The following is a 19,869-nucleotide window of genomic DNA, read 5'->3' as shown; positions in this document are numbered from 1 at the left end:
CCGCCACCGGTGCCCTCGCTCTGCCCAGGAGGACCACCCATGCTCCCCGAACCCGAGCTGTTCGCCCGCTGCCCGCTACCGGGCTGCTCGAGATTCACCGACGTCCAGGGCCAGCCGTGCGACGACTGCCGGAAAGCGTTCGGCGAGATGATCGCCCACACCCCCGGCGGTGCCCCGCTCACCGCGGCCGACCAGGCCGCCCGGGACGCCGAGACGTTGGCCGCTTACAGCGGCCACACCGCGATCATCGCCGCCGCCGTCGACCAGACGGGCGACGACGCCGACGAGGGCGTCACCCGGTCGAACCAGCTGTGCTGGCTGTGCGATCAGCGCCGCCGCTGCACCCGCGTCGACGGTCGGTGGGAGTGCCGCGACTGCGCCACCGTCGTCTGAGCGGTGCGGCCTGGCGGCCGCGACCGGGGTGGCCCCAGGATCGACCGGGGCCACCCCACCGCCCGATCGTGTCGGTGGGCTGCCCGCGTCGGCGGCCGGCGGTGCCGTGGCGGGGGTGCCAGGCACCCCCGGAATCGGAGCGGCCCTGCGGGCCGCACTGTAGGCCCCGGCCCTAGCGGGCCGGGACGTGAGCTGTTTTGCCCTGGCTGGCCATCCGATTGTGACCGGCGTCGTCCGCCACGCAACCCCGCGACACTGACGTGCCCTGGCGGGTCGGAAACTTCTCAACCCGGCTGCGCCTGAGAACTTTCCGCTCGCGGGGTGGCGCTCTGTCCTCCTATGCCGGTCTCGAATCTCCCTGCCAGCAGGGCAAAAAATTGCCGGACCGCTCCGGTCGGCACCCTGACTGTTTGGAGGCACCCGTGAGCATCCCGCGCATCACTTTCCGCACCCTCACCGACCTCGTGTCGGCGATCCCGGCGCTCGTGGGATTCATCCCGCGAGAGTCCGTCGTGGCCGTGCTGTTCGACGATGACCGGATGTTCTGCACCGCGCGAGTAGATCTCCGCGTCGGGCGACGGTTCATCACCGACGAACTCATCGCCCTGGTCGGCAAGCACGGCATCACCAGGGTCGCGATTGTGGTCGTCGCCGCCGAGAACAACCCCGCCGTCACCCGGGCTGTCACCGAGGACCTCGCCCGCGCCGTCGAGGTGGCCGCGCTGATCCACCTCACCTCGTTCGACACCGGGACCAGCTTCCACGACAGCATCACCGGGCAGGTCGGCACAGTCACCGACGTGCGCAACACCGCCGTCGCCGTCGCCCAGGCGGTCCACGGGGCCGCACCAATCGCCGAGTCCCGCGAGGCCCGCGAGGACATGTTCGCGATGACCACCCCGGTGGCCACCGACTTCACCCAGGAGCACTACCTCACCGAGGGCAACCGGTTCGCCGGGGCGGTCGCCGCCGACCTGCTCGACGTCATCACCGGCGCCACCGCCCCGACGCCGCTGCTCGCCGCCCGCATCGGTGTCCTCACCAGCAAGGAGTCCCGCGCCCGCGACGCGCTGATGTGGATCGTGCGCAAGGACTTCGGCCGCGCGGCCGACACGTTCCGCATCCTCGCCGGGCACCTACGCGGGGACCACCGCGCCCAGCTGCTCACCCTGGCCGCCGCCTGCTACGCCTACGACGGCGACTCACTGGCCGGGCAGACCCTCGAAGCGATGCAGCGAGAGAAGCTCACCACCCCGCTCGCCGAGCTACTCGACGTCGCGATCCAGAACGGGATGAGCCCGATGACGCTGTTCCTCGGGACGCTCGCCAAGGTCGACACCGACTACATCCGCAACGCCCTGCACGGCTGGACCCCACCGAGCTAGCCCCACCGGGCAGGCCCGCACCCCTCGCGGTGCGGGTCACCACCCCGAATCGACGCCTTCCGGCGGCCACCCCATATCGGCCGCCGGCCCGCTGCGCGGACCGACGGCGGTCGGACCATTCACGACCCGCTCCACATCGTCCGCCGACACCGGCAGCACTGCCCGCAACTCACGCTCAATCCGAGACCACATGCCCACCACGCTAGAACCGCCGGCGGCCACGTGGTCGAAACCCGCGACCCGCGTCCGCCCACAGCGAAGAACGACAGGCCCCCACCCCATCCGCCATCCTGGACACCAGGACCACCACCTCGAGGAGCCCACCATGATCTGCTGGACCGTGACCGTCTTCACCGACGACCCCGACACCCACCCGATCATCGACGCCAACGCCGTCCCCAGCCTCACCGAAGCCCGCCTCGCCGCCGGCGATGCCGCCATCGCCACCCTCACCTACTTCGCCGCCAACACCAGCGGCGCACTGTTCCTGTCGATCACCATCGACGACCACACCGCCCTAGCGGGCGGCGTCATCGCCGACGGCTCCACGGCCGGCGTCGACCGGCTGACGGACGAGATCCAACTACTCCAGCGCAACGTTGGCGCCGCCGGGCAGGCCTAGATCACTCTGAATCCAAGTCAGCCTTCGCTTCCGCTGCAAACTTGTTGTCCGCCTTGGCCAGGTCGTCATCAATGCCGGTCTCCGATTCGGGAAGGGCAGGGGCGGAGCCTTGCGCAATTTGCCGAGCCATTCCAGCGTTCTTATTTATTGCGTTCGACAGCTCTATCGCGGCCAGAAACGCGGAGCGGCTTCCTATTAGTTGAATTGCGGCAAGTCGCTGTCCGACATCTGTGATCGCAGAATCCAGCACGTCCACACTGGATGTGGTTAGGCCCGGGTAGTTTTTGGTGTGCGACAGGGAAATTATCGACTGCTGGCAGCGGTTTGCTGCAGTAATCATGTCGACATACGCCGTCTGGCGAGCATCCAGTCGATCGAGCACCCGATTATTCTCCGCGTTTACATCGGCAACTTTGTAAGACGAAAATCCGCCCACCGCGGCGCCGGCAAGAGCGGCTATAACTCCAATCAGCGCGACACGAAATTGCATACCGCGGTCAATCTTGTGGGAAGGTGGAGACGTCGGGTCGGTCATCGGATGATTCTCTAACGACGACGGTTGTGGCCGCCAGTGACGTGGGAAAGCGGACCACAACACGCAGAGCTGCCGCGGCTCCGGTGGGCTACCGGGCAAACGCCGCTCCCGCACAGTTGGCCTGGTCTTGTGATGCGGTGGAGCCACTCCCCTGATCCGTGAGGCCGGCGGTGTCGCTGGTGGTTGGGGAGTGCGGGCGTGCTGCGCACGCGTGGAGCGGCCTCCGGCCGCACAAGCTGATCCCCTGAGGGGTCGGTATTGCCCTTCTGGCCGTCCGATCATGACCGGCGTCGTCCGCCGCACAAGAGCCTGACCCTCGGTCGGGCCCCTGCGGGGTCGGACCACTTTTCCCACCCACACTCGGCTGCGCCTCGCGGGAAAACTGTCCCGCTCAGTTCTTGCGCTCTGTCCTCCTCTGCCGGTCTTTATCTCCCTTGCCAGAAGGGCAAAAGAATTGGCGGACATGGGAGGTCGCACCGGTTATGGGTACACGTCGAGCACGCACAGGCAAGACCGCCGAGCAGGCAGCCGCCGCGCGCCGTGAGCGGGCCGAGGCGATGCAGGCCCAGATCGCCGAGCAGGTCGAGGCGATGGCCGAGTCGACCGGGTGGCGTGAATGGCTCGACTACCTCGCAAACTTCCACAGCTACAGCCTGCGCAACATCCTGCTGATCGCCGCCCAGCGCCCCGACGCGACCCAGGTCGCCGGGTTCCGGAAGTGGCAGGAACTCGGGCGGCAGGTCCGCAAGGGCGAGGGGGCGATCCGCATCTTCGGGTTCTCCTCGAAGAAGGTCACCGAGACCGACCCCGCCACCGGCGAGGAATCGGAGACCCGTATCCCCCGGTTCCCAGTCCTGAGCGTGTTCGACATCGCCCAGACCGACCCCATCGACGGAACCGAGGACCGCACCATCACTGAGCCCGGCGACATCGTCGCCCACGTCGAGGGCGAGGACGAGACCTGCATCTACGACCGGGTCGCCGCCTACATCACCGCCCAGGGATGGACCATCACCCGCGAGCAGATCCCCGGCACGACGAACGGCTACACCCGCGTCGACGGCACCAAGCGCATCGTCGTCGACGCCGACCTCGCGCCCGCCCAGGCGGCCAAGACGATGATCCACGAGACCGCCCACGCCCTGCTGCACGCCGACCCCGACGGCCAGCGCATCGACGCCCCCGACGTCGAGCAGCACCGAGGCATCCGCGAGGTCGAAGCCGAATCCGTCGCCTACGTCGTCGCCGCCCTCTGCGGCCTGGACACCAGCGCCTACAGCGTCGGCTACATCACCGGATGGGCCGACGGCGACCCCGAAATCGTCACCGCCACCGCAACCCGCGTCCTGACCTGCGTGCACACCATCGCCGACGCCCTGCACCCCCAGGACGAGGACGACAGCACCGCGGCCGCCGACGCCGCCTGACCACCCACCACCACACCCCAGAAAGGGGGCCCACCCTTGATCACCGTCACCGACTCCACCCGCCTCATGCGCGGAACTGTCCGCGCCACCTGGCCCGACGTCCGGTTCTCCATCCGCGCCGGCCGCGGCGCGAGCACCTACGCCGCCGTCGCCTGGATCGACGGACCCACCGTCCCCCAGGTGTACGACCGGCTACGCCCCTACACCCACTCCCCCGACAACGGCGCGCGCCGGAACTACCTGTGCGCCAACGTCCTACCCGACCGCCGCTACAGCGACGCCGCCGTCACCGCCATGATCCGCCGCCTACAGCACCGCAACCCCGGCCACCCGCAGCTCGCCGACCTCGACCCCGTCGAGATCACCGCAACCGACATCCACTACGGCCGCCTGCACACCCCCGCCGACCCCGACCACAACGTGCACCTCGACGACCACCTCGTCACCACCGGCAGCCAGACCACCGTCGGCCGCATCGTCGAGTCCGCGCTACGGATGTCCGACCTCACCCCCGGAAGGAACGACCGATGAGAACGCACAACGAATGGGGCTCCGCCACCACCGCCGGCGTCGCGGCCGTGGCCCGCCGTCAGATGTGGGAGGACTACGACGAACGCATCGACGCCGGGCACGCCCTGATGATCTCCACTGAGAACGGCGACGGCGTCGTCCTGGAAGGAACCCCCGACGAGCTCGCCGCCCTGGCCCAGCGGATAACCCGCGCCGTCGCCCGGCTCACCTAGAGCGGGGTGCCGGCGGGGAAGGCATCGAGCCTCCCCCGCCGGCAGCTGTCGCTCCTGTGGTCACCACGGGGGCGCGCGCCTTCTCATCGTGGCTGGCCGGGGCCCCGACCGGTCAACCCACACTCCGGGACACTCGCGTGTTCTCCGCTGCGCTGCGCCCACGCGCTCCACCGACCACGGCCACCCGCACTCGCTACGCTCGCAGCCGAAGTCGGTTCCGGTCCCTGCGCTCTACGGGGTTGACCGGCCACCCCGGCCAGCCCCACTCGGCGGCGTCAACGCCCACCGAACAAGGAGCACCTCATGCCTAGCAACCGATTCCACTCCGGCACCTACTCGATCTACCGCTACAAGGTCCCCTACGACGGCACCTTCACCGTCGAGGTCGGAGTCCAGGCACCGGACGCCTACGTCACGACGGACGTCTGGGCCGGACCGAACGACTTCGATCCCCTCAACCCTCACAGCCGGTGAACGCCAGCGGCCCCACCCCGAGACTCGGGTGGGGCCGCTACCGGCATGTGAAACTCACGCGCAGATCGAGGATCTACCTGCCGCGGTGCAGTGCCCAGTAGACGTAACCGAGCCAGGCGAGAACCGCGGCCACGATCACTGCGAGCGCGATCCGCGCGTAGAGCTGCGCGGCACCGCCGAACCCGTCGCCGAACGCCAGAGCCAGCAAGAACGCGAGCACAATGCCGACCGGCAGCGCCCGCAATGCATCACGTCGATTCATTCCCACGATCCTTTCAGTCATTGCCGGGGGGGTGTCGCCACATCTTCCACATATCCCGTCCGATGTAGGCCATGAAAATCGCCCCGGCGAGCGCGAGGACAACGAGCGCAACGATCGCGACCACACGCCACGGCTCACCGACACCGACCACCCCCGTCGCGACACACAACAGGGCGACCACCAATAAGCCCCCCACCGTCCCGACGATGTCCGGGTGCTTCAGCCGGCCTTCACTGTCAATCAGCATGCGAGACAGGCTAGCGACCCCCACCGACAATCGGTCTCATCCCTGATCGGCCGATCATCACCCACGGCCACGGTCCGGCGTCAAGCAGACGCGGCACGACAAATGCCCACGCGGTCGCATCCGCTCCCTCATTTCGCGGCCATTTCTCGCACCCGCGCAACTGGACCCCTCCCCGCGCCCGCACGTGCATCGCCGAATATCAGGAAATGAGGCAAAGAATGCCTGCCAACAATGCTCCGAGAGCTGTCCGTAACAATGCGGTAAATAGGCTAGAAGTATTGCGGCGCAACGCTTTACATGCGACAATAGAAGGCAAGAGGAAATGCAGTCGAACCCAACGAACAAAGGACCCGACACCATGACTGTCACCGTTTACACCAAGCCGGCCTGCGTGCAGTGCAACGCGACGAAGAAGGCACTCGACAAGCAGGGAATCGCCTACGACACCGTCGATGTCAGCGAGAACACCGACGCACGGGAGTACGTGATGGCCCTGGGCTACCTGTCCGCCCCGGTCGTGGTGGCCGGCGCCGACCACTGGTCCGGCTTCCGGCCCGACCGCATCAAGGCACTCACGAGCGCCGCCGCATGACCAGCACCCGGGAGGGCCGATGCCCGACAACGACACCAACCAGCCAGAGCTCGAAGGAGGTGACGACGACATGACCGCCGCCCTGCTCGAAGAACCCACCGGGCTCGACGACACCCGCGTCACCGACCCCACCGAGGCCGGCGCCCTGGGAGATGACCTCGACACCGAGATCTCCGTGGCCACCGACGTCGAGGAAACCCTGCTGACCGCGTTGATGTGGACCAGCTCTGAGACCGCCGGCCGGATCCTGTCCGCGATCGAGGCGAAGCATTTCTGGCGACCCGTGCACGCGCTCATCGCAACCGCGATCGCCGACGTCGCCGCCACCACTGCCCCGTCCCCAGCATTGGTCAACGTCCGCCTCATGGACACCGGCGCCTACCGCGGTCCGATGGCACAGCAACTCCGGTCGTTGATGGTGTCGCTGGCCGCACCCACCAACCGGCCCGTCACCCACGAGCACGCGATCACCCCGCTCGCCGTTGCCCTACTCGACGCCTGGTACCGCCGCGGCTACACCGCACTGCTGCGCCGCATGGAACAACACCGCCTCGAGGCGAGCGTCGAGGAACTCGGCGACTGCTGGGCCCAACTCACCCGCTTCCAGCAACGCGCCGAAGCCGACTGGATGGCCCGCCGGCAAACCCTCACGAAAGGACACGACGAATGACGATCGCCATCAACGACACCTTCTGGCAATGGGTCTGGTGGATCACCACCACCGTCATGATCATCGGGATCAGCGCAGGCGCGATCGTGGTCGGTGCGCGATCGTTGCCGCCCAACGCGACCGCGCGGGTCGTCGAGACCGACGACAACGAGAAGGGCTGAAGGTGTCTGATTCGACGTGGATCTTGATCGCGTGCGTCGCGTTCGCTGTCGCGGTAGGAGTGGGGCAATACCTGCTGGACCGTCACCGCCGCCGGGCGGCGATCGCGGCCGGCGAGCTTCCCGCGGACGACGACTGGGGTGGCCTGGGTAGCCCCGAGGCCGCGGCCCGAGTGGTGCTGCGCGAGGCCGACGACATCGTCACCACACCCCGCGGAGATCACCGTGACGCGCTCTACAAGTCGAACGTCGTTGCTGACCTGTTCACCCACGTGTGGACACAAGAACTCCCGCTACCCAGTCACATCGACCGCCCCAGCACGCTCGCGGCAGCGGTACCCGCCACCCTGCGCGACCGGGTGACGTCGAAGCTGTACGGCGTCCCCGGCCCGGTGACGATCTCCGCGCTCGTGCTCACCGGTGACTGGTTCTACCCGCCCACCGAACCTGGACAGCCCGAGACGCCGTCCAACCGTGAGCTCCGCACGAGGCTGACGAAATTCGCGCACACCCTCGACCTGCCGGCCGACGCCGTCACCGCCGCCTACCAGTCCGCTCGCGCGCGACGCCTCGCCCGTCACGAACTCCACTAGCCACCGCACCGGCGCAAACCGGGAAAGGACCCGCCATGTTCATGCCGATCAACGAACCCGCCGACTGGGAAGCCGACGCCATCTGCGGTGAGGTCGACCCCGAGCTGTGGTTCCCCGACCGAGGTGAGCACTCCAAGGCCGCGGCACGGCTCTGTGGGCAGTGCCCGGTGCAGGGTGAGTGCCTCGACGCCGCCCTCGAACGCGACGAACGGTTCGGGATCTGGGGAGGCCTGAACACCCGCCAACGCGACCGGCTTGCCCGCCGCCGGCGGTCGGCATGAGTACCGACACCCACCCCGCCGACGTCGACGCTGAGGACCTCGACCTCGGCCGGGCCGCCGAGGAGCTCCGCGTGACCGGCCTGTCCTGGCCGGCGATCGCCGACAAACTCGCCGAGACCACGGTCTACGTCCAGCGGGCGCACACCGCCTACCTCGCCCACATCCACGAACTCGCTCACCGCGACCAGATGGAATTGTTCTGACATTGGGAGCAGGTGAGCCATGAACGTCACGATCGTTGACCCCCACACTCGCGATTACCGGTGCGCCCGCGGCCCGTTCACCGAACTACCCGTGCAGATCCCGGCCGGGCCGCCGCCGGCCCTGTTCGCGCTTCCGCGTTGGAGTGGACACCCGCAGGTGAGTGTCCGCGGTGCCGGCGACCAGCGGTTCGCCGACGTCACCCACGAAGGATGCATCTGGACCTACAGGCTGTCCCAAGCAGCCACCGCGCGGCCCTCCCCTAGCGGTGGGATCGGGCAGCAACTCGAATCCTTCGACGTCGCTGCGCGCGTCGACTGACAGACAAGCCCGGCGCCGCCGTCATATACCCGAGGAGACTTCTACGATGACCGCCATGACCCTCTCGCCCGACGTCGCTGTCCTTGGTTGGGTACGCGAGTTCCCCGACCTGTTCGGCGAACTCGACGACCGGCAGGCTCGTGCGCTGCACACCGCGATCGCCAACAACGTCCTCGAGGGATACCGGCCGACCCGCGCCGACGTCGCTGACCAGGTCGACGTCATCCTCGGCCGCATCACCCACGACGAACTCATCGCGCGCACCCTGGCCCGTACCCCGACCGACAACAGCTGACAGGACGTTCTCGGTGGCGCAAGCGGAGTGGGAGGCCACGTTCTGGCCCGGCGAGACGGTGCTGCGTAACAAGCACGGCATCCACGACCGCAACCAGCTCGCCGCGGTCGAATATCAGACCGCGATCCGCAACGAAGTCGCGATTGAGCTCGGCTCCATCCAGATCGACCGCACCTACGATGCCGCGCACCTACAAGCGATCCACCGCGCACTCCTGGGCGAGGTCTACGACTGGGCCGGCGAGATCCGCACCTACGGAATGGGCGTCACCCTTGACAACGGTGACCGCGTGCAATTCGCCGACCCCACCCGCATCCACGCCTACCTCGACGACGCCGCCCGCGTCATCCGTGACACCCCCTGGCGGCAACTCGACGCCGAGGCCGTCGTCGACACCGCCGCCCGCATCTACTCTTTGACCAACACCGCGCACCCGTTCCGTGAAGGCAACGGTCGGGCGATGAAAGTGTTCGTCAACCACGCCGCCGCCCAGGCCGGCTACACGTTCGACTTCCACCTCGTCAGCAGCCGAGTGTGGGACGACCGGTCCCAGGACGCCATGCCTGCACCTGGCGACCACAGCCCCCGCCCCGAAGCGCTGCGACCGGTATTCGCATCCATCGTGCGCGGCATCCCGGCCGCGGCCGCGCCGTCTGATGACCTGTTCGAGCAAGCGAAAGCCGCTGCCCGCGCCGCCGGCATCGACCACCCCACCGCCGCCGGTTACCGCGGCGCCGCATACCAATCCCCCGCGCCGAGCACGTCGACGACGCGGACGCCACCGAACCGGTACCGCGGCAGCGACTACGGCCGGTAGAAACACACCCGTGTACATCCGAGACGCCGCCACCGCCGAGCAGAACGCCGCGGCACGAATGCGCGATCTCGGCTTCACCGACGCCCGCACAACCCCGCCAGGCGCCGACAACGGCATCGACGTCGTCTCCCGGTCCGCGCTGGCTCAGGTCAAGTGGCGCGGCGCCCAAGTGCCGCGGTCTGACATCCAACGTCTCTTCGGCGCGCGAGGAACCCGCACACGCCTCGCCCTGTTGTTCTTCTCCGCCAGCGGCTACAGCAAGGCGGCCGTCGAGTGCGCGAACGACCTCGGGGTCATGCTTTTCGAGTACGACCCCGACGGCTCCATCACGCCACGAGGGCACGCCGCGCATCACCACGTGCAAGCACTCGAGGCGCAGCGGCGCAGACATGAACAAGCCGAGCGGGAGCGCCAGCGCCAGATGCGCGAAGCGCGCGACCGTGAAGCCCGCGACCGTGCCGCTCGCGCGCAACCCGCGGCGGCTCCACCGCCCTGGCTGTCGCCGGGCGAGCAACTCATGTGGCAACACCGGCAAGCCCAAGCGTCGCCACACTGGACCCCGCCACCACAGGACCCCACCAAGCGCCGGCCCCCATCCGCGCGACCAACCGTCCGCAGCGTCGGGTGTGGCCTCACTCTGCTGGCCGTCGTGGGTTCCCTCGCCGGACTCCTTTTCGCGGCGGTCGCTATCAGCATCCTGTTCGACGACGAACCGATCGTTGATCGAATCGGTAGCGCGGGCGTCGGGATGGTGGTCGCGAGCGCGTGCTTTCTCCCGCTCGTGTTCCTGGTTCGCAAGACACGGCGTCAGAACTCACACCAGAACGGCAGCGGATAGACGAGGCCGCCGGCACCTCACGGTGGCGGCGGCCTCGCGGTCGCGCAGTGCGTGGCGGCGGTGGCTATCCGGTGGGGGCCAACGCCTCCGACGAACCACTCGTGTTCGGATCCTCGACGCTCGCCGGCGTCGCGGCCGGTGTCGGCGCCGATGCTGCGCGCGGCCGCCGCGGGCGCCCAGGACCACGCTTACGCGCCGTCCCGGTGAGCGGTTCGACTTCGAACTGGCGCAGCGTTTTGGCGTCGACGCCAGCACGTTGCGCCTCACCGATGAGATCCGCCAGGGCGGACGCGTCGGCAGCGTCAGCGGCGAGAAATTCCTCGCGCCGCTCGGTTACCACCTGGTGGCGGTCAACTATCTGGTGCAGCACACCGATCTTGCGTTCTGCTTCCTCACGCACGGCCTGCGCGATGGACTCGATGTCGAGTTCGGGCATAACTAGGTACCTCGTTTCGGAGACGGCAAGCACGAAACAAACTCCCCACCCTCGGTGGTGCGCGGCGGCCACCGTGCGCGGTAGAGGGTGAGAACCGTTGCGTGTGCGGCGGCCACCGCACACGGTCTGGTGGGTGCAAGGTTAGCCGTTGGTGTCTGTCTTGTCGTCGAGCCAGACGGCGTCGGCGTTGGTCATGAAAAAGCGGCGGTTGGTTTCCATCTGGACGAATGCGTGGCTCGCTTCGACGGCGACTTCGACCGCGTACTGACGTGATTGCTCGCTGATCTGTGGGCACAAGCTGCGGAACGGAGCGAGCGCGGAGGTCTGGGTATTGAGTCGCAGAGCGGCCGGGCTTACCCATCGTTCGCTACCGAGGCGCTCCCAGCTGTCGACCATCTCCACCCGGGGGTGATAGTTGGTGGCCGTGCGGGCGAAGCTGCCCCGTTTGCTGTCGACGTCTCGCCACGCTTGTGCCCGCTCTGGCGATGCTTCGTCGGGAAACGATGAAAGGTGTTGGGCGGCGTCCTGATAGTCCTGGATGTTGGTGTCAGTGAACTCCGGCCCGGTGCAGATCGCTGCGGTCATTTGGAGCAGTTCGAACTCTTGCCAGGCCGCGGACACCCGATCGGCGCTCAGCGTCAGCGCCTCCCGGATGGTGGTTTCGAGGTCTAGCCGCGTTGGTGCGTGTACTGAGGGGTAGTCCATTCGGCACCAGTTCAGCAGCCGACAGGCCGGGGTGGACCGGCGTCGGTGTTGGACCGTGCGCACGGAGAGCAGCTTCGCGAGGAGGTCGTAACGATGGGCCGCGGTAGCTGCGACTCCGGCGGCGTAGTACAGCCGCGTAGCGACGGTAAGGGGGAGTTCGACGTAGGCGGTCAATCCACTCATGTTGAGTGTTCTGGCCCAGTGCTCGATTGTGGGTAGCCACCAGTCGTCGGTGACGGGGTTGCCCCAGTAGGCGAGTGCGGCTATGGCGGCGGCGGGTACCTCACACGCCGCCGCGATGTCGGCGACATGGTCTGGGTACTGCTCGGTCGTCGCTTTACTCGCGACCGCGAGTGACATGACTGGGAGATCGTCGAGCCGGGCTAGTGCCGCGGTCGCGGTGTCGTGTGCGGTGATGGCGGGGTGCTCGCCGGTGAGGTCCCGTTTGATCCGATCAACGGCCACAGCGGCAGTCAGCGGGTGGCGTGTTCCGTGACGTCGACGGAGTGTGGTCACTGCGTCGGCAAGCCTGCCGAACAATTCGTCGGCGGTCGCGGCGAAATGGTGCGCGTCGAGCTGGTTGATGACGTCGCGGCCGGTATCTGATGGTTTGTGCGGTGTGATCCACGCGGCGCGGTAGTAGCCGCGGTGCTCGCGCGTGACGATGTCGCGCAGCGCCGTGTCGTGGTCGGCCGACCATCCGGCGATGAGCAAACCGTGGTCGGCGACGATGCGGGAGATAAGTCGGTGCATCGCATCGGCGTAGCTGCCGAGTTCTTGTTCAGTGTTGAGCATGGAGTCCGCGTCGAGGTAGTCGCCGTGGAGATGCACAACCACCGCTCCCCCGTCGTGGAGTGGCCGCGCGGAGTCGGCGGCGGCGACAGTTGAGATCACGCGCGGCTCGATCCCGAGCTCGCGCAGCGCCGTCTCGAACAGCCGGTCGAAGTTGAGAGTGACGATGATCTGGATGACCCCGAGCTGCACCAGGCGCGCGATAGCCCGATGCGCCTGCCCCGGCCCGTCCCCGGTTTCGATGTGCTCGCGCAGCAGCGCCTCGCGTTCGACCTTCGTGTTGCTCAGCCGCGCGAACACCCCGCTGTAGGACACGTCATCGCAGAACCGCTCGCGCCACCACGCCTCGACGGTGTCGCCGGCGAGCGGGGGCGCGTCCGGGTCCTCAACAACCCGGACCTGATCGGCGAGTGCGGTGAGGACTCCCCACGCCGACGGCAGGCCGGCGCCCACCGACACCCCGGCGCCCGCCAGTACCGCGTACCCGCCTGGACTTGCGTGCACCGCTAGCGCGAGCGGCAGCAGAGCGTCATCAAGCGAGCGATCGTCCACGCGGCAAGTCAATCACCGCACCCCGACACGGCGGCGCGTCCACCCGGCAACGGGACCCGGCCCCACTGCGAAGCCGCTCCGTTGTCCTAAGCCCTGTCGTTTCTCGGCCAGTGCGGTTCGCGCGCCGCAGTGGCAGCGCGACCAGAATCGCCGTGCCGGCGATGCTGTTTGACCCGCGCCCGAAGGGCGCGGATGTGGCTGCACGACGCAGGCGCTGCGCAGCAGGTCAGACGAGCACCGGCGGAGCAAGCTAAGGCTTAGGACGCCTAATGCGGCGTTTCGGCTTGACTGGCGTGCGCCGGGTCCCCGAAGATTCGGGGTGTCCCCACGGGGTGGGTTCGCTGCGCTGAGCCGATACCCGCCGTGCGGCGGGGCCACGAGAAGGGAGCGGGTGGTGATGGCGTTTCGTCGCGAACGGCAGACGAACGTCGTTGGCGGCCGCACCGGACGCTTCAACGTGAAGACCTCCCCGGAGCAGACAGCGGCGCTCATGGCGTTGGCTGCCGAGCGCGGAATGACGGTGCCGCGCCTCTTGGTGTCGTCGACACTGCGGCCGTCAGTCATGTCGGGTCTGCGGCGCGACGACGTGACCGATCTGCTTGGCGTGATGACTTACCTCGGCGCGATCAGCAACAACGTCAACCAGCTCGCGAAGGTCGCGAACGCCACCAACGAGTTGCCGGCGGAAACCGCGCAGACACTCGCCCGAGTGCGCGAGGTCGCGGGCCGGTTGCAGCTCGCGCTCGACCGGTTGGAGGGGTCGGCATGATGCCGAACGTGACCAAGGGCGCCAAGCCCGTTGGTCTCATGGCGTACCTGTTCGGACCGGGCCGCAACAACGAGCACACCAACCAGCACGCCATCGCCGGTAGCCCGTCCATGATGCTGTTCGCCCCCGAAGGTGTCGCCGATCCCGAGCAGGCCAAGATGCTCGGCCGCGAGCTGGACCGTGCCCGTCGCGCGCACGATGTCGACACCACCGTGGTGCGGCACAACAAGGCCCGTGAGTCGCTGCGGTCCGGGTCGGTGGCCACCGCGACCGCCGCGGTCGACACCGCCACCGTGGAGCACAACGTGTGGCACTGCTCGCTGTCGCTGCACCCCGACGAAGCGCCGCTGTCGGATGAGAAGTGGGCCGCGATCAGCCACCGCTTCATGGAGCTGATGGACTACCACTCCCCCGCCGGCGAGCAGCCCGAGACGCGGTGGCTCGCGGTGCGCCACGGACTGTCCGGCGCCGCGGACGCACCCACCCGCAACGACCACATCCACATCGCGGCATCGACGGTGCGCGCCGACGGTTCACGCCTGGACACCCACCGGGACTACCCGCGGGCGCAGTCCGCGGCGATGACCATCGAGCGTGAGTTCGAGTTGCGGATCACCACCGGCCGCGCCGAACGCCACACCACCAAGGGCACCGCGCCCGCACAAGAACAGCGTCGTGCACGTGTCGGCCGCGCCGAACCAGTCCGCGACGAGCTCGCGCGCACGGTGCGCGCCACCGCCGGCGCCGCCGAGTCCGAAGCGGAGTTCGTTCGGCTGGCCCGCGCGCACGGTCTGCTTATCCGGCCGCGCTACGCCACCGGTTCCCGCAAGGTCGTCACTGGCTACTCCGTCGCGCTCCCGACCGACCGGTACGCCACGAAGAACGGTGCACCGGTGTGGCACGGCGGTGGGAAACTCGGTAACGACCTGACCCTCCCCCGACTGCGGGAGACATGGATCGCCGGTGACGCTGCCGACGCCGATGCGATGAGCGCATGGGCGCACAACCATAGCGAACGGATCGACCCCAGTCAGCCCGCGCCGACGCCGCGGCGCGCGCAGATCCCTCAGTCGATGACGTTCGAGCAGGCCCGCGACCGACTGCGCGACACCCTCACGCGAATCGCGAGCACCGCGCGCACCGAGGCGGCGTTCGTCGGCGACGTGTTCAGCCACCCCGACCTGTTGATCCGGCCGCGCTTCGCCCAGGGGTCCACAACCGAGGTGACCGGCTACTCGGTCGCGCTGCGGCCGCACATCTACGCCCGCGTCGACGGTGCACCGCAGTGGCACGGCGCCGGGAAGCTCGACAACGCGCTCACATTGCCGAGCCTGCGCGAACAGTGGGAACCGACCGAGCCGCTCTTCATTCGCCAGGAGTGGGCGCGTGCAGCTGGTCGCGGCGAGCCGCGCATCGACACATGGCGCTACGCCGCCGGTGACGCCCAGCGATGGCGCGAACGAATCGAGAAGTCACCACCGTCGAACACCACGACATGGTCGGTGGTCGGCGGCGACACCGCAGCGACGGTAAGCGCGTGGGCGCTACGCACCGAGCGTGGCCGCCCGGCAGAACTGTCACGTCTCGCCGACGCGCTCGCGGCCACCGCCGGACAACAACGCAGCCCGGCCCAGGCCGCCCGCCGCAGCGGGTCAGCGGCACGCCGCGCCGCCGCGATGATCCTGGCCGCCAGCCAGGACGATCCCACGCAGGCCTACATGGTGATGTTCGCCCAAATCGCCGCGACCGCCCGCGCGATCGCCGACGCCGCCGAAGCCCGAGGCAACGCCGCCCGCGCAGTCGAGATTCGCGTCGCCCTCGACGCCGCACAAGCACGCTACGCACCGCCAGCGACCACACAGACCACACAACGCGGCGCCGATGCGACGGTGACCGCGCAACCGGTCCGCACACGTCCAGACCGCCGCACCGACTACGAGCGGTAAGCCAAACTGGCGCAACTGTCGTCAGTTATGGGTGCGAGGACTGGCTACCCATCGTGTTCGCGGGGATTGGTAGGAGGTAGGAAGCGCTGCCCCCACCGCCGCTTGTCCGACCTTCGCTCTCACGACGGGCCGGCGCAGTCGGTGCCGTGTACGACGGATAGGGCCGTGACGGCGCGGATCCGTACCCACTACCGCGCCCGTGGACCGGGCAGTCAGCACCGCCGCCCCTGATGTGACCTCGTACAGGTGCGGTGCATCGCGACATAGAGCAATGGTAGTGACACCCCCCGACACGACACGGAATTCTTGCGGACCAGTGTCAGCGCATACGTGCGTACGGTGCCGGACGACTGCCGGTGGGCGCCTCCGTGAATGTGTCACTGTGGGCGGTGTGTCGGAGGAGATGTCGGTGTCGCTGGTCGATCTGTTGACCGCTGCCGGTGTCGATCTTGAGGAGCGATTCGGTACGAGAACCGCCGAACGACTTCGCCACGTCTGCGACCCCGCTGCGGGCCCAGTATTTTTGCCTTACGGGTGGATCGATCTGTTTCCCGCTGACAACCCTGGTGCATCACCCCGGGCGGTCATCCGAACCGACACCGCCGCCGGCGTCTCGCCGCACCCATCAAACCCCGACCAGCTGCTCATGGTGTCGATCATCATCGACGGCGAGGAGCCGATCGGTGCCGCGCAATGGGTCTCGATCGCACACCTCGCCCACCGCGACTGCCCCCTTTGCGCCACCGTGTGGGCCGACCGCGCCGCTGAACACGCTGCTGTCCAGCACGCACTCCAGAACCACGACGGCGGCCAGGACCACTCACATACAGATCCCTACGAGCGCTGGTCGTTGTTCGTACGCACCCCCACCGAAGACAGCAGCGCAGTGGCCCTGGTCCACATCGGCGACACCGCACCCTGGCGCGAGCCTGACCAGTGAATTACATCAGGGTGGTTTTGGCGCAACGACACCAGCGGTGATGTCGGTTTCGTATGAATGAGCGGATCTGCCTGGTTTGGTCCCGTTTCCCGTGCTAATTGTGAACCTGTCAACGTGCTGGCAAGTTCACGTATAGGGAGGTGGTCGATCGCATGGATAACGACGATCCGCGTTTGAAGCCGTTCGGAACTCGACTCGATCAGGATCTGATAGATCAGATAAAGCTGCTAGCGGTGCAACGTCGAAAGACGCTGCAGGACTGCAGTGCCGAGGCATTCCGCGCATGGATCGCGGCAGCGTCAGGACGCCCGAGCTAACTCAGCTCGGTGGTGCTTACATCCGTAAGTACCAACCGTGCAAATGTTAACAATTCAGCATTCTAGGAATCTAGAATGTTTTTTTATTTACATTTTCGAATCTATTGCATATTTCTTTCCTTGGCTCGAACAATGAGTGAGTTCGACTCCTCATCCCTTTCGATTCCGAGGCAGGAAATCCATGCGAACCCGCAATCGTGCCCACGCGCTGACGTTGTCGGTGGCGTCGATGGCCGCGGTGCTTAGCTTGACGCTGGCGACCCCCAACGCCGGCGCGGCACCCACTGAGCCCGACCCATCGACCCCAACGACATCGGCCCAGCCCGCCCCCGAAACAACCCAACCCGCACCGACCGCCGCAGACCCCTCTACCGGTGAGAGCTCCGCACCCACATCGGATGCGCCGTCGAGCCCCCCTACCGCGCCGACCACCAGCGAGCCCTCGAACTCCGCGCCGTCAACCTCGGCCACCCCGAGCACGGACGCCCCGAAATCTACAACGGCCGCACCCAAGCCCCAGGTGCGGGCCGCGGTCGCCGCGGGCTGCCAGACCTACCCACCCACCAGCTACCAGGTCTGCGGGCGCATCCGAGACAAGTACAACCAGACCGGTGGACCCAACGGGTTCCTACTGTTCCCCAAGTCCAACGAGCTCACTAACCCCAACAACACCGGCAAGCGCTCGGAGTTCCTCGGCGGCAACATCTACTGGTCCACCGCCACCGACGCCCACCCCGTCGCCCACGAATTCCTCACCAAGTGGGGCGAGAAAGGATACGAGTCGGGGTACATGAAGTACCCGACCACAGATGAGATTGTTCTCGGCGATGGACTTAGTCGCCGACAGGAATACCAGGGTGCGTCGATTTACTTTAACTTTTCGACGGGCGCGCATATAATCCAAGGGAACATTCGTGAGTACTGGCGGGGACTAGGTGCTGAAACAAGCGACCTGGGTTTCCCCACCTCCGACGAGCAGCAGATCGGAGACAAGTACTACAACACCTTCCAAGGCGGAACTATCTACTGGTCACCTTCGGCCGGATACGAAGTATTCAATGCACTGAAAAGCTATCGGCATGAAGCCGGCAGCAATGGCGATGGCGACTGTGACATTGTCACAGAAGATCCGGACTGCCACCCTGAAAACCAACAGGACAAAATCCGCGAGACGATTAGTCGCTGCGTCGCTGTAGGGAGCACCATGAGCCCTAACACAGTCGTCTTTGTTCTGACCGGAAGTTCGAAGTGGCCCAGCCCGCTGAAGGTTCCGTGTGGCCAGTACCGCCATATCAACGATGACCACAAGATCGAGCTCGACCGGGAGCGGGGACTGCAGTGCATTCTCATGACGTATGCAAAGGGCGTGAAGAAGCGGCAGGAGGAAATCTCGACACCTCAGTATAGGGGAATTGACTACTTCAACCCGAACCGCAACATGCTTCGCAGCACGATAATTTACGATCCCACCGCCACGAACACATACGGCAAGCCCGACGTCATGATCACCGCTTACGCCGGCACAGGAGAAGGACGCGACTGGGGAGGCTGCGTGTCCGGCTATATGAATTAGTTCCGCGGGGCCGCCCGCCCCTCAGGCAGGCCGGGATTGACGAGCTTAAACCTCTCAATCCCGGCCTGTCTTTGGGTATATTGGAAGACGTGCTGATAACAGAGATGCAGGACCGAGTTATAGAGGGGCTAGTGCGGGAGGGTGGACTGAGTCCCCTCGAAGCAGATTCGCTGCGGCGAGGAGCGTCTTTCAGTCGCGATTCGTTTGACGAATTCCTACTTTTATCGACGCGCTTCTGTTTCGACGAAGGGGACGCGGATAATTTTCGTAACGCTACGACGTCGTACGCTTCCTTCCGCGCCGCGTTTGAAAAGGCTGACAATAGCCCCCCTCTCATCCCCGAGTGGGTATTTCTTCGAATTATAAGGTATTTGAACGAGTACGGTCCTGGGAGTAAATTTCCGTATAAACACGCGGACGCGTCGTCTTCCCTTTTCGAGGGTCTCCTTTTCGCCCTTGGTGGCGGCGACGACCGCCGGGCACTGGCCGGGCAGCGAACGTTCAGCCGGATGATGGCGGCGCGACTCAGCGATGGACTACTACATCCGGCTGTAGGCGGGCACATGTGGGGGAAATATCTTGCAATCCAAACCGGCCCACTGCCCGGCGGTCCTGAAGTCGAAATAATGCGGGAGGTAGGGCGTGCCGCGCAGCTCTGGGCCACAGATCGGCCTGAACGACCGCGCATCGAACGACTTATACTTGACCACGCCCACGTTTATCGCTGGCCCCAGACTCCCTAAGGCCGGTTTTGCTCGAACGGCCGAGGCGCCGCCCCGCGTGGGGTATGGCGCCTTCGTCGGTTCCTGAAGGTGTTCGCAAAAGAGTTGTCCCACGGAGGCCCCCTCCCAGAGCCACCTAACACGACCCATAAACGGTCGGACTCACGACAGCCCCTTCTCCTCTAGGCAAGCGTTCGCTCTGTCTGGGCGGAGCGGCCCATAACCGAACGGTTTTGAGAACCACATCGGCTGAGGCATCGCGA

At 66.7% G+C, this 19,869-nt stretch carries 26 protein-coding genes; 21 read left to right on the top strand and 5 right to left on the bottom strand.

The window, feature by feature from the left end:
* Window positions 1–39 precede the first annotated feature (39 nt).
* The 3 genes from Q1A98_RS22055 (at window position 40) to Q1A98_RS22045 (ending at window position 2,400) form a co-directional block, all read left to right on the top strand.
* Window positions 40–393, top strand: a complete 354-nt coding sequence (locus Q1A98_RS22055) for a hypothetical protein (RefSeq protein WP_299577536.1) — start codon at window positions 40–42, stop codon at window positions 391–393.
* 422 nt (window positions 394–815) lie between these two features.
* Window positions 816–1,778 carry a DUF4192 domain-containing protein gene (locus Q1A98_RS22050; RefSeq protein ID WP_299577534.1) on the top strand — a complete coding sequence of 321 codons (963 nt, stop codon included), beginning with the start codon at window positions 816–818 and terminating at the stop codon, window positions 1,776–1,778.
* Between the two features lie 325 nt (window positions 1,779–2,103).
* Window positions 2,104–2,400: a hypothetical protein gene (locus Q1A98_RS22045; RefSeq protein ID WP_299577532.1), complete on the top strand. Its 297-nt coding sequence runs from the start codon at window positions 2,104–2,106 to the stop codon at window positions 2,398–2,400.
* Window position 2,401: 1 nt separating this feature from the next.
* Here the strand turns inward: Q1A98_RS22045 and Q1A98_RS22040 are convergent, their stop codons facing one another.
* Window positions 2,402–2,935 (bottom strand): hypothetical protein, encoded by a 534-nt coding sequence (locus Q1A98_RS22040; RefSeq protein ID WP_299577530.1) that lies wholly within the window; start codon window positions 2,933–2,935, stop codon window positions 2,402–2,404.
* Window positions 2,936–3,417: 482 nt separating this feature from the next.
* Here Q1A98_RS22040 and Q1A98_RS22035 point away from each other — a divergent pair, with 482 nt between their 5' ends.
* The 4 genes from Q1A98_RS22035 to Q1A98_RS22020 all read left to right on the top strand — a co-directional run bounded on the left by Q1A98_RS22035 (window position 3,418) and on the right by Q1A98_RS22020 (window position 5,579).
* A complete protein-coding gene (locus Q1A98_RS22035; RefSeq protein WP_299577528.1) occupies window positions 3,418–4,362 on the top strand; it encodes an ArdC-like ssDNA-binding domain-containing protein in 945 nt (314 codons plus the stop codon).
* A gap of 36 nt (window positions 4,363–4,398) precedes the next feature.
* Window positions 4,399–4,893 (top strand): LPD29 domain-containing protein, encoded by a 495-nt coding sequence (locus tag Q1A98_RS22030; protein WP_299577526.1) that lies wholly within the window; start codon window positions 4,399–4,401, stop codon window positions 4,891–4,893.
* Window positions 4,890–5,105 carry a hypothetical protein gene (locus Q1A98_RS22025; RefSeq protein WP_299577524.1) on the top strand — a complete coding sequence of 72 codons (216 nt, stop codon included), beginning with the start codon at window positions 4,890–4,892 and terminating at the stop codon, window positions 5,103–5,105. Before Q1A98_RS22030 ends, Q1A98_RS22025 begins: the two co-directional genes overlap by 4 nt.
* A gap of 303 nt (window positions 5,106–5,408) precedes the next feature.
* Complete coding sequence (locus tag Q1A98_RS22020; protein ID WP_299577522.1) at window positions 5,409–5,579, top strand: hypothetical protein; 171 nt, start codon at window positions 5,409–5,411, stop codon at window positions 5,577–5,579.
* A gap of 73 nt (window positions 5,580–5,652) precedes the next feature.
* On the opposite strand, the gene Q1A98_RS22015 is transcribed toward Q1A98_RS22020, so the two are convergent.
* Window positions 5,653–5,841, bottom strand: a complete 189-nt coding sequence (locus Q1A98_RS22015; protein ID WP_299577520.1) for a hypothetical protein — start codon at window positions 5,839–5,841, stop codon at window positions 5,653–5,655.
* Between the two features lie 13 nt (window positions 5,842–5,854).
* Entirely contained in the window at window positions 5,855–6,088 is a 234-nt protein-coding gene (locus Q1A98_RS22010) for a hypothetical protein (RefSeq protein ID WP_299577518.1), read from the bottom strand.
* A gap of 358 nt (window positions 6,089–6,446) precedes the next feature.
* On the opposite strand from Q1A98_RS22010, the gene nrdH reads away from it, so the two are divergent.
* The 10 genes from nrdH to Q1A98_RS21960 are packed head-to-tail and all read left to right on the top strand — an operon-like array spanning window position 6,447 to window position 10,854.
* Window positions 6,447–6,680 carry a glutaredoxin-like protein NrdH gene (nrdH, locus tag Q1A98_RS22005; RefSeq protein WP_299577516.1) on the top strand — a complete coding sequence of 78 codons (234 nt, stop codon included), beginning with the start codon at window positions 6,447–6,449 and terminating at the stop codon, window positions 6,678–6,680.
* A gap of 19 nt (window positions 6,681–6,699) precedes the next feature.
* A complete protein-coding gene (locus Q1A98_RS22000; RefSeq protein ID WP_299577514.1) occupies window positions 6,700–7,350 on the top strand; it encodes a hypothetical protein in 651 nt (216 codons plus the stop codon).
* Window positions 7,347–7,511, top strand: coding sequence for a hypothetical protein (locus Q1A98_RS21995; protein ID WP_299577512.1), 165 nt, complete (start codon window positions 7,347–7,349; stop codon window positions 7,509–7,511). The genes Q1A98_RS22000 and Q1A98_RS21995 overlap by 4 nt, the downstream gene beginning before the upstream one ends.
* A gap of 2 nt (window positions 7,512–7,513) precedes the next feature.
* Window positions 7,514–8,101, top strand: coding sequence for a hypothetical protein (locus Q1A98_RS21990; RefSeq protein WP_299577510.1), 588 nt, complete (start codon window positions 7,514–7,516; stop codon window positions 8,099–8,101).
* A gap of 35 nt (window positions 8,102–8,136) precedes the next feature.
* The gene (locus Q1A98_RS21985) at window positions 8,137–8,382 is read left to right on the top strand and encodes a WhiB family transcriptional regulator (protein WP_299577508.1); all 246 of its coding nucleotides are present in this window, start codon (window positions 8,137–8,139) and stop codon (window positions 8,380–8,382) included.
* Window positions 8,379–8,585 (top strand): hypothetical protein, encoded by a 207-nt coding sequence (locus Q1A98_RS21980; RefSeq protein ID WP_299577506.1) that lies wholly within the window; start codon window positions 8,379–8,381, stop codon window positions 8,583–8,585. The genes Q1A98_RS21985 and Q1A98_RS21980 overlap by 4 nt, the downstream gene beginning before the upstream one ends.
* Before the next feature lie 19 nt (window positions 8,586–8,604).
* Window positions 8,605–8,904 (top strand): hypothetical protein, encoded by a 300-nt coding sequence (locus Q1A98_RS21975; protein WP_299577504.1) that lies wholly within the window; start codon window positions 8,605–8,607, stop codon window positions 8,902–8,904.
* Between the two features lie 55 nt (window positions 8,905–8,959).
* Entirely contained in the window at window positions 8,960–9,199 is a 240-nt protein-coding gene (locus tag Q1A98_RS21970) for a hypothetical protein (RefSeq protein ID WP_299577502.1), read from the top strand.
* Between the two features lie 13 nt (window positions 9,200–9,212).
* Window positions 9,213–10,016 (top strand): Fic family protein, encoded by an 804-nt coding sequence (locus Q1A98_RS21965; protein WP_299577500.1) that lies wholly within the window; start codon window positions 9,213–9,215, stop codon window positions 10,014–10,016.
* Window positions 10,017–10,026: 10 nt separating this feature from the next.
* Window positions 10,027–10,854 (top strand): restriction endonuclease, encoded by an 828-nt coding sequence (locus Q1A98_RS21960; protein ID WP_299577498.1) that lies wholly within the window; start codon window positions 10,027–10,029, stop codon window positions 10,852–10,854.
* 64 nt (window positions 10,855–10,918) lie between these two features.
* Here the strand turns inward: Q1A98_RS21960 and Q1A98_RS21955 are convergent, their stop codons facing one another.
* The gene (locus Q1A98_RS21955; RefSeq protein WP_299577496.1) at window positions 10,919–11,290 is read right to left on the bottom strand and encodes a hypothetical protein; all 372 of its coding nucleotides are present in this window, start codon (window positions 11,288–11,290) and stop codon (window positions 10,919–10,921) included.
* Between the two features lie 141 nt (window positions 11,291–11,431).
* Window positions 11,432–13,339: an SIR2 family protein gene (locus Q1A98_RS21950; protein WP_299577494.1), complete on the bottom strand. Its 1,908-nt coding sequence runs from the start codon at window positions 13,337–13,339 to the stop codon at window positions 11,432–11,434.
* Between the two features lie 397 nt (window positions 13,340–13,736).
* Between Q1A98_RS21950 and Q1A98_RS21945 the strand changes: the two genes are divergently transcribed.
* From Q1A98_RS21945 to Q1A98_RS21930, 4 genes are all read left to right on the top strand, one after another.
* Window positions 13,737–14,108 (top strand): MobC family plasmid mobilization relaxosome protein, encoded by a 372-nt coding sequence (locus Q1A98_RS21945; protein WP_299577492.1) that lies wholly within the window; start codon window positions 13,737–13,739, stop codon window positions 14,106–14,108.
* Window positions 14,105–16,054 carry a relaxase gene (locus Q1A98_RS21940; RefSeq protein WP_299577490.1) on the top strand — a complete coding sequence of 650 codons (1,950 nt, stop codon included), beginning with the start codon at window positions 14,105–14,107 and terminating at the stop codon, window positions 16,052–16,054. Before Q1A98_RS21945 ends, Q1A98_RS21940 begins: the two co-directional genes overlap by 4 nt.
* 409 nt (window positions 16,055–16,463) lie before the next feature.
* On the top strand, window positions 16,464–16,994 hold the full coding sequence (locus Q1A98_RS21935; RefSeq protein WP_299577488.1) for a hypothetical protein: 531 nt from the start codon (window positions 16,464–16,466) through the stop codon (window positions 16,992–16,994).
* Between the two features lie 837 nt (window positions 16,995–17,831).
* Complete coding sequence (locus Q1A98_RS21930; RefSeq protein WP_299577486.1) at window positions 17,832–18,884, top strand: hypothetical protein; 1,053 nt, start codon at window positions 17,832–17,834, stop codon at window positions 18,882–18,884.
* Window positions 18,885–19,869 lie beyond the last annotated feature (985 nt).

The organism is uncultured Williamsia sp. (genome assembly GCF_947494875.1).
Classification (GTDB): domain Bacteria; phylum Actinomycetota; class Actinomycetes; order Mycobacteriales; family Mycobacteriaceae; genus Williamsia_A.
This window is presented reverse-complemented; position numbering and strand designations above follow the sequence as displayed.